This window comes from Ruegeria spongiae (genome assembly GCF_023502395.1).
In the GTDB taxonomy this organism is placed as follows: Bacteria; Pseudomonadota; Alphaproteobacteria; order Rhodobacterales; family Rhodobacteraceae; genus Ruegeria_C; species Ruegeria_C spongiae.
On record NZ_JAMFMB010000036.1, the window covers coordinates 22,288 to 35,109 of the forward strand.

A 12,822-nucleotide genomic window follows, 5' to 3' on the forward strand; every position below is an offset into this window, starting at 1 on the left:
AGGTATTGCCCGAGGCTGGCGCCGCGTGATATGCCGCAGAATGACCAAAACGGTGAATATCGGACATCTTCGATGCTGAATGGAAAATCCACCTGTCGGACCGCAGTTCTGACCATGCCCTGTGTCGGAACATCGACCGCCTATTGCATCCTGGATGCGCTCGCCTCTGTCGGGCGTGATTGGGAGCTCTTGCACGGCTCGGCACCCAGGCCGCCCGTTTTTGACACCGCACTGCTGTCATGTGACGGAGCACCCTATCGGGACATCAATGGACGGTGCATCACCCCGGATGGATCGCTGGACAGTTTTGAGAAACCCGATCTTGTCATCATTCCCGACTTTCACTTCGCACCGGGAACTGGTGTCCCGGATGAATTCGCCCCGATGATTACATGGCTCAAGAAAGCACGAGATGACGGAGCCTTGATCACCTCTGTCTGTTCTGGCGCCTATTTGCTGGCCGAAGCCGGGATGCTGGATGGTCTTGATGCGACAAGCCATTGGAGTTTCTGCGATGTCATTGCCCAGCGCTATCCCGAGGTTAAAATGCGCCGCGAACGCATTCTTGTTCCAGCAGGCGATGGACATCGGATCGTGACGGCTGGCGGTGCGTCGTCTTGGGGCGATCTCGTGCTTTATCTGATCGGTCGTATAGCTGGTGCCGATGAGGCCCGTCGCATTGCCAAGATCTACTTGTTGCAGCCCCATACCGAAGGGCAGTTGCACTATGCCTCTCTTACTGCCGGGGCACAGCACGATGATGGGTTGGTTGCAGACGCGCAGGTTTGGGCCGCTGACAACTACGCATTGCCGACACCGGTCGCCGCCATGGCAGCAAGAAGCGGCCTCACCGAACGCAGCCTGTTGCGCCGTTTTCGAAAAGCCACCGGGCAAACACCGGTTGACTATATCCAGACGCTGCGGATCGAAGAAGCAAAGCAAATGCTGGAAACAACTGATCTGCCAATCGATGAAATTGCCGGAGAGGTTGGGTATACAGAAACGTCAAGTTTTCGAAATGCGTTTCGACGATATGTTGGAATGCCAGCATCGACCTACAGAAAGAAGCGGCTTCTGCTGACCCGAGTTGATTCCGAGAACGGCTGAGCATCAGGCTTTGCTCCTGCAAATTTTAATTTTGTCTGGTCCTGGGTGGCACGAACCGCAGCAGAACGGTTTCTTTGAATCTGCACACGATTTTCAGTCAAAACAGTGCTCACGAAAGTACAAACTGCGCGCCTGTGACTTGGAGTGATTGCACTGCGTCCATGTTCTTGGACACCGGGGTAAATTACCCCAACCTGTTTGACAATTGAGGCTTCTCAATCAGATGACAGGAGGTTCCTAGGACAGCCGCAGATCTGCACTTTCCTACATAGAAGGCGCAGCGGCAAGTAAACTTCAGAGCAACAATCTGTCATTCGTGCTGTGAGGCCGAAGGGTATCCGAAGGCACACGAGCCTCTGTTGAGAAATGGATGGAAGACGAACTGATGGTCGGTTCCGGGTGCCTTTAGCCGGGCAGATTTCATGAACGCCTTCACATCTCGACAGACCGATACGCACGGATTGTCCGTGACTGGGTCACGTCGATCTGTCTCGAGGCGAGCGCCTACGGCACCCATTCAATGAGGAGAACCAAGGTCACTCAGATCTACAAAGAGACCGGAAACCTTCAAGCTGTTCAACTTCTTCTCGGCCACACCAAGATGGGCAGCACTGTCGGATACCTAGGTGTAGAACTCGAGGATGCCTTGGCGATCACCGAAGCCATTGAACTCTAGGTTGGAGGGCCGCTCGAGAGGGCGGCCCCTTGCTGACTTCCCGCACGAGGTCAATTGCTGCAGCGCAGCTTCTCCAAGCCTGCCGTTCATTCGCTTCCAGACAGAGAGCCAAATACATGTCCGATGGCTATCTATCAAACCGTCCCTTTGGTTTTCCCAGGCGTGGAGGAAGGGATCGCAGCTTGTGCCTGGTCTTAGGTTTAGGCTTTTTCAGCGGGTTGGCCTCTATCTCTCGCCGGCCTAGTTCGGTTATGCGATAGCCACGAGTTTCGAACCATTTGTTGATACCAGCCTCGATCATCCTCCAACCTTCAAGATCGGAAAGCGTTTTAATACCGATACCGGGCGATAACTTGTTGCGAGAGACAAATATCAACTCCCCGTTACTGCGAGAATCCTCGTAGTCGCATTCTTCGCGTAGCTTTCGGAGTGCATCGAAGTGCCGCTTGGTAAGTTCGGGGTTCATCTCTAAACTCGCCATTTTTTGAAAATGAATGTCGCAGAACGAACGTTAATGGAGCGCAAGCCCGCTGCAAACTCACCGCATATCTCAAAGCCCCATTTCAGATTGAGCCGTTCTGGAAAGCATGGTTCCCGGGAGATTTTGGTTTCCGTTTCGTGCCCATGACCCGACTAAACGGCTACCAATTCAGCGATTTTTGTCGCGACTTCGGCCATCGTCTCTTCAGCGGTACTCAGACCGGCTCGGGAGGCGAGCAAGAGGCTAACCTTCTCAAGATCTTCATAGGTCGTTCCATGTGCAACCGGGATAAGCCGCTCGCGCCGAAGGAGTGCCGAAAGCTCTTTGTCTGCGACGCCTTCAGCGGGAAGGCGCTTTAGCATGGCTGGAGTCACCAGAACGATGCCGACACGCGAATTCACCAAACCTTTGTCGATAGCACGCATCATCGGCACACCTAGGCCAAGGTCTTTCTCGCTGAACCATACGCGGACACCTGATGCTTCCAACAGATCATACAATTCCTTCGCTGATCCCTGCCTGTCGTCCCACGCGTGGCAAAGAAACACATCTCGAAGGTCAGGCTGCGAGACTGCTAGGCTCTCTACGTTTTCTCGAACTGGTGTAAGTGTTCGCACTTGGGCCGGTGTATAGACAACAGACGAACCTGCTCGTGACCAGCGTGGCTTCGCGGTGCCATTGCCTCCACCACCGCCACTTCGCCAGTTTCTTGATGATGAGTAGGATGGGGTGGAATATGACGCGGTTGAATAGGAACTATATCCCCCATAGCCGCGAGAACGACCACCACGACACGCAGGGCAGTTCGCGGCGCCACTAGCGGTACGGTGGCCATTTACTGGTGCTGTGCATTGTGCCATATTCATCCCTTATCTTGGTAGGTGCATGGAAGTTTCGGTTTATTGACTGGTATTTACGAAATTGGCCCCAACTTGGTAGGATCAGCTCAATTCGCGTAGATTCATCGTTTGCGGGCAATCACCAAAAGCTCCGACGCTTTGACTTGGCTGGCATTTTATCTGACTTTCGGCGATTGGCAGCCGTTTGCAGCGCTTGTAGGTTTCGCCGACTGTCAGATCCTCCCTTAGAAGACGGCTTGATGTGATCAACCTGCCAACCCATCGGGCTATTTCTACCATATGCAGCCTTGTAGATCACATTTCCCTTCGAATCTCTTCTATATTGATTTGGGTTTTTCCCGCGAACAGGTGCCGCTTTCCCCCAGACGTGTTCGATATCGCTTTTCTTGATCGGCATAGCCGTTGTCCTTTTGTTAAATTTAGCCTGCAGGTCAACCTTTGGGTGGATAGGGATCATTGCCATGTGAGTCTCGGGCGCGGATCTGACCATTGCGTCCGTGAATAAGAAGCTCTGACCCTTGATTTTGCGAGATGCTCCGTCCCGCATCAATTGCTTGCTGCTGCGTTGCGTGGACTGATGTCGCCCGCTGGGCCCCAGCCCCGCGAACTGCCCATCCATTTTCATGAGGTACAATATGCTGGTTTCGTTTCGACATTTTCTTTCCTTGTTTCAGTCTGATCCGAAGTTTTCGAATCTCATGATCGGAAGTTGCATGGTTAACGGGAAGTTGTCAATGTAAACATTTAATCGTTTATATTATAAACATTTGTTTGTAATATTGACACGCTTAGGTTTCGCAAGGTAACAGTGTCCATGTCCAGAAATACAATCTATATGGCCTTTGGAGACAATATGTCGTCCAGGCGAAAACAGCTCAACCTGACACAAAATGACCTAGCAACGCGGACTGGTCTCTCACGTGCGTCGATAGCAAACATGGAGCGAGGCCACCAAAATGTCGCGCTTCACCACCTGTACGCCATAGCCTCGGCCTTAAATGTTGCGAGTGTTTCGGATTTGTTGCCTTCGTTAAAAACAGTTGCGAAAACTCAAGAGGAGGACGATATGCTGCCAACAAATGAAGCCCTGTCAGACACAAGCAGAGCAAGCGTCAACGACTTGATTAGAAAAGCTTTGAAACAGGGTGACCAAAAGAGACAGGGACGATGACGCCCGATAAGAAACGGGCAAGGGAAGCTGCGCAAGTGGTGCTAGAGGAATTTGGCATCAAACGCATTCCCGTACCCGTTGAGCGAATAATAAAATCCAAGAATATTATGCTAGAGTATGCCCCGCTTGATGAAGAACTGTCCGGAATGGCGTACACTCAAGATGGGATTTCTATAATCGGCATCAATGCCTTGCACCATCCAAACCGTCAGCGTTTTTCGGCAGCGCATGAGTTGGGACATCACGTTTTACATGCAGCAGAGATAAATGAAACAGTTCATGTTTCCAAAGGCCTGCGCGCATTGAAGCGCGATCCTGTATCTTCTCAAGGCAGCGACCCTTTGGAAATTGATGCTAATACATTTGCTTCGGAACTCTTGATGCCTGAAAAATTCTTACTCGAAGAAATTGGACCGGATGGTTTGGATATGGAAGACGAAACAAGTGTTGAGAAACTGGCAAAAAGATTCCGAGTTAGTGTTGCAGCAATGAAGTTCCGCCTAGGTGGTCTGATATGAGGTAATTTTATTGGCCTTTGTATTCTTTGATACTGAGACAACTGGGCTCCACAAGGGCTTCGACCAGATCGTCCACTTTGCAGCGATCAAAACCGATGAAAATCTCAGTGAGATCGAGCGGTTCGAGATCCGTTCTAGGCTTAACCCGAACGTTGTTCCACACCCCGAGGCATTGGCAGTCACCGGATTGCCAATAGAACAGCTCATCAACAAAGAGCAGCCATCTCACTATGAAATGATGCGGAATGTGGAGGCGAAACTGTATAGTTGGTCGCCTTCCATTTTCCTCGGGTATAACTCTATCAAGTTTGATGAAGAAATGCTCCGGTACGCGCTATTTCAAACTCTTCATCCAGCCTATTTGACCAGTTTTCATAACAACGGGAGAAATGATGTCTTGTCATTAGCTTTGGCTGCTTACGCCATCGCCCAAGATGCTATTGCAGTCTCGTTGCGGGACGATGGGACACCCATCTTTCGCCTCGCCGAGTTAGCAGCAGCAAATGGAATATCTGTAAGCAGCGCTCATAACGCGATGTCTGATGCAGAAACAACGCTCTTTCTATGTAAGAGAATAATGCGGCAATGCCCGGAGCTATGGCAGCGCTTTGTGCGCTTCTCGAGCAAAGCAGCTGTTTCAGAGTTCATTTCAACTGAAGAAGGATTTCTTCTGACAGAGATTTATAAGAACAGAGCCTATCACACGCCGGTTGCGTTCATTGGAGAAGACCCAAACCCTGGAAATGGGCGACTTTGCATCGACTTACGGTTGAACTTTGATGAACTTGCATCATTGACCACTCAGGAGCTGCATGCGCTTCTGTCGCGCAAACCTTGCCCTATCCGAAGAATCCAAACAAACACGGGCCCAACTATAACCCCTCTCTGGGAGGCCGAGGAAGGCTTGCTGGGAGACCTTGGCATCGACGCGTTAGAAGATCGAGCCAGTACGATAGCTGATGACGACGAGTTGAAGCATCGGTTAGTTGAGGTTTACTCAAATAGCCGTGAACCATTTGCAGAACCCACACATATCGAAGAAAAACTGCACGGCATCTGGCTAAGCGATGCAGACTCAGCGCGTGCACGCCAGTTCCATAAGACACCATGGCCTGACAGGTACGAAATCATCCAGACTATGGAGGATGAGCGGTTGCGCGAATTTGGAACGCGCTTGATATTTTTTGAAGCCCGCTCTTGCTTGCCTAAAGAAGTCGTTGACCGACTAGATCGTGAGACTGCAGAGCGGCTGGCACATCCAGACGACAAACCGATGTCATTGAGACGGTGTCTCGACGAAATCCGTAAGTTGGAAGAGACCAGAAATGGTGATCAGCCGATGCCTGACATTTTGAATGGATTTCGAGAATACGTCACGAACCGCAAAGCAAGGGTTTCCGCATTCTTGAATGGATGATGATTAGATTGACAGTGGACAATCAGGTCACGAATGAATGTCCGCTCTTGCATGCCCCTCTCAACTCTTCGCGAATGCAGCGAATGTCGGCTCTCCGCCCGCCAGTCAGGATACCGCGCCGCATAAGGTTGAAGCCAGGCAGCTGTCTCACTGTTCACGAAGTGTGGAACTGGGCAGTAGGCTGTCCACTGACAATCTATTGCAGAGCTGCCTAATAGAATAGTTAACATCGCCTTTTTTTCGTCGGCTGCAGCCCGCCGTTAACGTTCAAAAGAAGGCATAAGGCAGCATTGCTGACGCAAAGGAAGAGAGTTGGCCTCTAGAGGAAGCCATCACTGAAATTTTACAAAGGAATTAGTGGCGGACCGAGGAGGATTCGAACCCCCGACCCCTTGATTCGTAGTCAAGTACTCTATCCAGCTGAGCTATCGGTCCACTTGGTGAAGCGCTGTCTAGACCCAGTGATCGGAGGGCGCAACCCCATTTTCGGTATCTTAGGTCAAAAAGTTTCGTCGCCGCGCGGCAGGCGAATGTCGAAGCTTGTTCCGGTCCGATCCGTCTCTTTCAGGCGCAAGTCTCCGCCGTGTCCGCGGACCAGTTCGGCGGCAATCGCCAGACCGAGGCCCGAGCCGCCCTTGCGCATACCACCCTGAAACGGGGTGAACAGGTGCTCGCGCGCCTTGGGCGGCAATCCCGGTCCGGTGTCGCTGATCTCGATATGCCATTCCTCGTCAGACTGGGATGCCGCAATCAGGATGGTGCCGGGCTTGCCCGTGGCGGCGATTGCCTGGCGGGCATTGCGCACAAGGTTCATCACGATGCGGAACAATTGTTCGGGATCGGCCCGGACGGTCATACCTTCGGCGATCTCCATTCCGAATTCGATTTCGGCATCACCGACCGCCAACGCCTCGCTGGCGACCACATCCGCGATCACATCGCGTAAATCGACCATCGTCAGTGTCGGCGCGGGCTCTTCCGCGCGACCAAAGGCCAGCGTGCTTTCGCACAGCGACACGGCGCGGGTGATCGAGCCCACCAGTTTCGGCGCCATACGCCGCACGAGCGGGTCGTCGCTGGTCTCGATCCGGTCAGTGAACAGTTGCGCGCTGGTCAGGATGTTGCGCAGGTCGTGGCTGACCTTGGCCACTGCGCCGCCCAGTTGTGCCAGCCGTTCGCGCTGCTTCAGTGCATGGGTCAGTTGGGTCTGCAACATCAGCAGCGCGTCTTCCGCCTCGCGCAGTTCGGTGACCGAGGCATTGGGGCTGATGATACCGCGCGCATCCTCTGGTGCATTTGCATAGCGCTGCATATATCCCACCACGCTGCGGATCGGGCGCACCAACAGCGCACGTACCGCGAGAAACAGCATCGACGCAGTGATAATCGAGATGAAAAGCGACAATGCCAGAATACGCAGACCATAGTCGATCATCGCCATGCGCAGCGGCTCGGTCTCCATCGTGATCTCGATCAGCAGACCGGCATCACGCACCGGTTCGCCGATCACCCGGATGATCTGATTGTCGCGATCGCCCAGACGCAGCATGGCGTCGCGGATCAGCACCCAGGCGCTGGCCATACGCAGGTCATAGGTCTGCGCGATCTGGCCGGGAATGGGCGAGGACAGCATCAGCTGCCGCATCTCGTCACGGCGCAGGACCACGTTGTAGACCCCGGCGTTTTCCAGCAACTCGGCCTCAAGCTCTTCGGCCAGCATGTCATCGGCCAGCAGCGCCAGCGAGGCGATCTGGGCGCGTTCCAGCCGGTTGAGCAGGAAATCCTCGCGGAAGCGGGCGATCGACGGCACGAAAATCAGCACTTCGGCCAGCATGACAAACACCGTTGTCAGGATCAGAAATCTGCCCGAAAGCGAGTTCAGCATGTCACCTTTCCGGTCAGGGTATCCATTTCTGGACGAAACCGACCACCCGTTTCACAGTCTGGCTTTCAAACAGCCTTGGCGAGAAATAGGCCCCCGCAGCGCGTTTGTTGACCTCTCCGATGGTCGGATAGGGCGATACCATCGCGGCGACTTCACTCATCTTCAGGTTATTGGCCAGAGCGAGCGACCACAAGTTAATCAATTCACCGGCTTGATGGCCGACGATTGTCACGCCCACGGGGCGGCCCTTGACCACCATTACCTTGATAAAACCAGTGGTTTTCCGTTCGGCGATGGCGCGGTCATTGTGGTGATAATCAAAGCGCACGACCTCGATCCGGGTGGGATACTGGGTCCGCGCCTGCATCTCTGTCAGGCCGACCTGGGCCAGTTCCGGGTCGGTATAGGTGGCCCAGGGGATATGGCCGGTCTTTGCCTTCGACGGCAGACCGAACAGGGCCGAGCGGATGATGACACCCGCCTGATACCCGGCCACATGGGTGAATTGCAGGCCGCCTGCGACGTCACCGATGGCATAAACCTTCTTGTTGGTGGTGCGCAGGCCGTCATCGACCTTGATGCCGGTGGGTGTGGTTTCGACCCCTGCCGCCTCAAGGTTCAGCCGGTCGGTATTGGATTTGCGACCCACCGCCAGCAGCAGGTGAGTGCCGGCAAAGCTGCGCCCGTCCTCAGTCGTGACGGTAATCGCACCAGCCTGCCCGGCAATCTCGGAGACCAGCGCATCCTCGGCGATCTCGACGCCTTCACCGCGCAGCGCATCCAGCACCACGGCAGCCGCTTCGGGGTCGTCCTTGCCCAGCGCCTTCATGCCTTCGATGACGGTGACCCTGCAACCTAACCGCACATGCGCCTGCGCCATTTCCATGCCGATGGGACCGCCGCCGATGATCAGCAGATGCTCGGGTTTTTTCCGCAGTTCGAACAGGGTTTCGTTGGTTTCATAGGGCACCGAATCCAGCCCCGGAATCGGCGGGACCAGCGGAGAGGATCCGGTCGCGATCACCACCCGGCGGGCCGAGATCACCTGATCGCCCGCCTGCACTTCGGTCGGAGAGATGAACCGACCATAGTCCCGGATCACCCGCACGCCAAAGCCTTCGAAACGGTCCTGGCTGTCCATCGGAGTGATCTGGGCGATCACGTCATGCACATGATCCTTGGCGGCGGCATAATCCACCTGCGGTGCCACATTCGCCACGCCAAACGCCGCGCCTTGGGTCTGATCATGGGCGCGCTTGGCGCTGGCAATCAGCGCCTTTGAGGGGACGCAGCCGAAATTCAGGCAATCGCCGCCCATCTTGTGCCCTTCCAGCAAGGTCACGTCCGCACCCATCTGGCTGGCACCGGCGGCCACGGACAGGCCACCGGACCCGGCCCCGATGACCAGAATATCCGTCTTGATCTGGGACACTCTTCAGCCCTCTTTTTTGCCGCGCAGGGCGCGAATGATGATTGGCAGGGCGGCCAGAATGCACAGACCCAGAATCGGCCCGATAATAAAGGGTTCCCACAGCAGCGACAGATCCGGCGTCTCGCCCCGGTCGAATACACCGCCCAGACCCACCCCGATCCAGGTGAAGACGATCGCGCCCGGAATGATGCCCAGCGCTGTGGTCATCACGAAGTTGCGCAGCTTCACGCCAACCAGAGCCGGGACGAGATTGGCCACGAAGAACGGCACCGCAGGGACCAGCCGCAGCAGGAACAGCACCGAAATTTCATTCTCGCGCAGACCGTCCCGCAGCTTTTTGATCGTGCCTTCCGATGCATCCAGCTTGGCCGTCAATGTGGCCCCCAACCCCCAGCGCGCGGCCAGAAAGATCGCGGTCGCACCGATGGTTGCCGACACCACGTTCAGCCCGGTGCCCATGGTCAGCCCGAACAGGAACCCCCCGGTCATCGAGGCAACCGCCGCGCCGGGCAGCGAAAACGCCACGATCAGCACGTAGAGGCCGACAAAGGCAGCCGCCAGCGTCACGTAATTGCCGTCGCGAAAGGCCAGCAGCGCCTCGCGATTGTCGCGCAAGGTCTCGAAGCTCAGATAGTCGCCCAATGTGACCGCGCCGATGACGGCAACGCTCAGCAGAATCAGCAGCGGTATGTGCCGCGCCAATCCCCGGCGGGGCAGGTGTGTCGTTTCAGTCATGGATTTCGGCTTCTCGTCGGATTTCATCTTGCCCCCAACATGCGCCGTTGCGCCTCCGGGCAACAGGTGCATCACAACGCCTTGAAGTTTTGCCCGCCAAATGTGAGGGAACGCAACGGAATCTGCCGGGATTGAAACCTTTCGCCGACCAGCCGGGCCATTTTGTTGCAAAAGACGCGTGCGGGGGTTTGACTTACCTGCGAAGGGGCCGTAAAGGACGGGCTTCGAATAACAGACCGGGAGGCGATTCCGCGCCGCACCCGACCGCATGAGATGGAGACGGAGCGATGAAACGCACCTATCAGCCTTCGAACCTGGTTCGCAAACGCCGCCACGGTTTCCGCGCGCGTATGGCCACCAAGGCCGGCCGCAAAATCCTGAACGCCCGCCGCGCACGTGGCCGTAAATCGCTGAGCGCGTAAACCGCTCACCGATCAGGTTAGACACATGACGCCGCCGGAGGCCCCCATGGATGGTTCGACCAGCCAAGGGAATACCCCTCCGGCGGCGTCCGTTTGCGTGCCCGAAACAGGCGCGATCACCGTGTTGCGCAAGCGCAGCGACTTCCTGAAGGCGGCGCGCGCGCGGCGGCAAGGCACCGCCTCAATGATGGTACAGGCGCGTCGGCGCGGGGATGATGACGCCGCCGGAACGCGCGTCGGCTTCACCTGTTCCAAGAAGGTGGGCAATGCGGTGGCCCGCAACCGCGCCAAGCGACGCCTGCGCGAGGCCGCGCGGCTGGTGCTGCCTGAGCTGGGCAAGTCCGGTTGGGACTATGTGCTGATCGGGCGTCGCGACGCGACCGCAGACCGGCCGTTCGAGATGCTCCTGCAGGACCTGCGCCACGCCCTGCGCAAACTGCACGCGAGCAAACCATGACCCCGCTTGCCCATGTTTTTGCGCTGCCCGTGCGGCTCTATCGGCTTCTCTTCAGCCCCTGGGTCGGATTCAACTGCCGCTATCAGCCCACCTGCTCGGCCTACGCGCTGGAGGCGCTGGAGAAACACGGTGCGATCAAGGGCAGCTGGATGGCCGTCAAACGTATCGCGCGCTGCCACCCGCTGGGCGGCGACGGTTATGACCCTGTGCCTGACGACAAACCGAGCGATTAGGGGGCTTCGATCAGGCCCAGATTGCCCTGCGTGGTCCGCGCCCGGGTTGGAATCACCTCGCGGTCCAGCTTGCCCAGCAAGGTGTGATGCAGGTCCTCATAGAATCGCGGTGCGTCGAAATACCAGCTGTGGCTGGCCGATTTACCGTCATCATAATCATCGCGGGTTTTGTTGAAGAACGCGCCGCAATACAGATTGACCGCCTTCTCATGATGATCCCGGGGCATACCGACCCGACCCAGCCGACGCGAGACCCCCACCCGCTTGATCTCGGACACCGACAGAATCTCGTCAAACGGGCTGTAATAGCAGGTCAGCCGCGTGCAGCGGCGCAGCAGGGATGAGGTCTTGGGGTTTCCCATCGTGAAGGATTTCGACGACACATCCGCCGCCACAAAGGCGATCTGGCTGGTGGTCCAGCTGGTCTGCGCGGTGACGTGGTCATCATCGGCGTAATCCATCGCTTCGCGGACCAGATAGGTACCCATGGAATGGGCCAACACATGAATATTGTAGCGGCAATCCGCCGTCTGCATCCGCGACAACCGGTTGATACCGTGGACAAACAGCTTGTCCGCCGACCGGCGCGCATCGGCCCGGTCGGCGTTATACCCCAGCAACGACCCGTCGCTGGGCCAGTCAAAGCTGATGACAACGCCGTTGAACCCATGCGCCTCGAGCCCGGCCCGGATTTTGCGGTGGCGTTCGAGCATCTCGAATTGCTCGGTGTTGAAGCCATGCACGAAGACCACGATATGGCCGTTCTCTTCGTCGGTTGCACAGGCGGCCTCTTGCACGAGGCCGACCCATTCCGAGACAGGCTTCTCGTGCTGCCGCACGGGTTGCTGAACCCCGGGTGGAATGGCCAGATAGCGCGCGGCCCCCAGCTTGTTGGAATAATGATCTCCGCTGCGGGCGCGGACGGAAAAGAAATAGTCCATGACTCAATCCTCTCTAAAATACCTGTCAAGCATAGCACAAGCTGCGCGCCGGATCAGGTCTTTGCAGCGCCGCGCTTCCATGGCATATGCCCGAAAGCCTGAGGAGAACCACAATGCTGGACGATGACAGCGACATCCATCCCCTGTTCGCCGGGGCGCCCTCGACCACCGAGTTCAAGAAGCTGCGCAAACGGATCGTCCGCCACACCCGCGAGGCGATCGAACAATATGGCATGGTCGAGCGTGGCGCAAAATGGCTGGTCTGCCTGTCTGGCGGTTATGTCAACTGAACCACTACCGACTGGCGTCTGTAGGATCGGCGATGTGGTTTTGAGGTATTGCAGGACGATGTCTTCGGTGATGGCGCCGTTGGTGGTGGAGAAATATCCCCTACCCCAGAACCGGCGCCCCCAATAGCGCCTGCGGATCGCGAGAAACTCCCGTTGCACCTGGTGTGACGAACGGCCCTTCATCTTGCGCACCAGGT

General features: G+C 56.4%; 14 protein-coding genes, 1 tRNA gene and 3 pseudogenes. 9 read left to right on the forward strand and 9 right to left on the reverse strand.

Going from position 1 to position 12,822, the window contains the following annotated elements; genetic code table 11:
- The first annotated feature begins 72 nt into the window (after positions 1-72).
- Together M3P21_RS19680 and M3P21_RS19685 are read left to right on the forward strand one after the other, a co-directional pair.
- Positions 73-1,107: a GlxA family transcriptional regulator gene (locus tag M3P21_RS19680; RefSeq protein WP_249712855.1), complete on the forward strand. Its 1,035-nt coding sequence runs from the start codon at positions 73-75 to the stop codon at positions 1,105-1,107.
- Positions 1,108-1,441: 334 nt separating this feature from the next.
- Positions 1,442-1,783 (forward strand): annotated as a pseudogene (locus M3P21_RS19685) (tyrosine-type recombinase/integrase); the annotation flags it as partial.
- A 633-nt stretch (positions 1,784-2,416) separates the two neighbouring features.
- Here M3P21_RS19685 and M3P21_RS22605 read toward each other — a convergent pair.
- From M3P21_RS22605 to M3P21_RS19700, 3 genes are all read right to left on the reverse strand, one after another.
- Positions 2,417-3,130, reverse strand: a complete 714-nt coding sequence (locus M3P21_RS22605; RefSeq protein ID WP_308445973.1) for a toll/interleukin-1 receptor domain-containing protein — start codon at positions 3,128-3,130, stop codon at positions 2,417-2,419.
- Between the two features lie 112 nt (positions 3,131-3,242).
- Positions 3,243-3,521: an HNH endonuclease signature motif containing protein gene (locus M3P21_RS19695; RefSeq protein WP_249712859.1), complete on the reverse strand. Its 279-nt coding sequence runs from the start codon at positions 3,519-3,521 to the stop codon at positions 3,243-3,245.
- 34 nt (positions 3,522-3,555) lie between these two features.
- Positions 3,556-3,780 carry a DUF2188 domain-containing protein gene (locus M3P21_RS19700; RefSeq protein ID WP_249712861.1) on the reverse strand — a complete coding sequence of 75 codons (225 nt, stop codon included), beginning with the start codon at positions 3,778-3,780 and terminating at the stop codon, positions 3,556-3,558.
- A 197-nt stretch (positions 3,781-3,977) separates the two neighbouring features.
- On the opposite strand from M3P21_RS19700, the gene M3P21_RS22805 reads away from it, so the two are divergent.
- Genes M3P21_RS22805 through M3P21_RS19710 form a run of 3 tightly spaced genes read left to right on the forward strand, consistent with a single transcriptional unit; the run spans position 3,978 to position 6,230 of the window.
- On the forward strand, positions 3,978-4,295 hold the full coding sequence (locus M3P21_RS22805; RefSeq protein WP_353309594.1) for a helix-turn-helix domain-containing protein: 318 nt from the start codon (positions 3,978-3,980) through the stop codon (positions 4,293-4,295).
- Complete coding sequence (locus tag M3P21_RS19705; RefSeq protein WP_249712863.1) at positions 4,292-4,813, forward strand: ImmA/IrrE family metallo-endopeptidase; 522 nt, start codon at positions 4,292-4,294, stop codon at positions 4,811-4,813. The genes M3P21_RS22805 and M3P21_RS19705 overlap by 4 nt, the downstream gene beginning before the upstream one ends.
- Positions 4,814-4,823: 10 nt before the next feature.
- On the forward strand, positions 4,824-6,230 hold the full coding sequence (locus M3P21_RS19710) for an exonuclease domain-containing protein (protein WP_249712865.1): 1,407 nt from the start codon (positions 4,824-4,826) through the stop codon (positions 6,228-6,230).
- Between the two features lie 358 nt (positions 6,231-6,588).
- Here M3P21_RS19710 and M3P21_RS19715 read toward each other — a convergent pair.
- The 4 genes from M3P21_RS19715 to M3P21_RS19730 all read right to left on the reverse strand — a co-directional run bounded on the left by M3P21_RS19715 (position 6,589) and on the right by M3P21_RS19730 (position 10,282).
- Positions 6,589-6,665, reverse strand: a tRNA-Arg gene (locus M3P21_RS19715).
- 64 nt (positions 6,666-6,729) lie between these two features.
- Positions 6,730-8,115: a sensor histidine kinase gene (locus M3P21_RS19720; RefSeq protein WP_249712866.1), complete on the reverse strand. Its 1,386-nt coding sequence runs from the start codon at positions 8,113-8,115 to the stop codon at positions 6,730-6,732.
- 13 nt (positions 8,116-8,128) lie between these two features.
- A complete protein-coding gene (locus tag M3P21_RS19725; protein ID WP_249712868.1) occupies positions 8,129-9,547 on the reverse strand; it encodes a dihydrolipoyl dehydrogenase family protein in 1,419 nt (472 codons plus the stop codon).
- 3 nt (positions 9,548-9,550) lie between these two features.
- On the reverse strand, positions 9,551-10,282 hold the full coding sequence (locus M3P21_RS19730; protein ID WP_249712869.1) for a TVP38/TMEM64 family protein: 732 nt from the start codon (positions 10,280-10,282) through the stop codon (positions 9,551-9,553).
- 287 nt (positions 10,283-10,569) lie between these two features.
- On the opposite strand from M3P21_RS19730, the gene rpmH reads away from it, so the two are divergent.
- Genes rpmH through yidD form a run of 3 tightly spaced genes read left to right on the forward strand, consistent with a single transcriptional unit; the run spans position 10,570 to position 11,394 of the window.
- Positions 10,570-10,704, forward strand: a complete 135-nt coding sequence (rpmH, locus tag M3P21_RS19735) for a 50S ribosomal protein L34 (RefSeq protein WP_005980833.1) — start codon at positions 10,570-10,572, stop codon at positions 10,702-10,704.
- Positions 10,705-10,729: 25 nt separating this feature from the next.
- The gene (gene rnpA / locus M3P21_RS19740; protein WP_249712872.1) at positions 10,730-11,161 is read left to right on the forward strand and encodes a ribonuclease P protein component; all 432 of its coding nucleotides are present in this window, start codon (positions 10,730-10,732) and stop codon (positions 11,159-11,161) included.
- Positions 11,158-11,394, forward strand: coding sequence for a membrane protein insertion efficiency factor YidD (yidD, locus tag M3P21_RS19745; RefSeq protein WP_249712874.1), 237 nt, complete (start codon positions 11,158-11,160; stop codon positions 11,392-11,394). The genes rnpA and yidD overlap by 4 nt, the downstream gene beginning before the upstream one ends.
- Here yidD and M3P21_RS19750 read toward each other — a convergent pair.
- Entirely contained in the window at positions 11,391-12,335 is a 945-nt protein-coding gene (locus M3P21_RS19750; RefSeq protein WP_249712876.1) for an alpha/beta fold hydrolase, read from the reverse strand. The two genes, yidD and M3P21_RS19750, sit on opposite strands and share 4 nt — an antisense overlap.
- A gap of 113 nt (positions 12,336-12,448) precedes the next feature.
- On the opposite strand from M3P21_RS19750, the pseudogene M3P21_RS19755 reads away from it, so the two are divergent.
- Positions 12,449-12,613 (forward strand): annotated as a pseudogene (locus M3P21_RS19755) (tRNA 2-thiocytidine(32) synthetase TtcA); the annotation flags it as partial.
- Positions 12,614-12,629: 16 nt separating this feature from the next.
- On the opposite strand, the pseudogene M3P21_RS22880 reads toward M3P21_RS19755, so the two are convergent.
- A pseudogene (locus tag M3P21_RS22880) lies at positions 12,630-12,822 on the reverse strand (transposase); the annotation flags it as partial.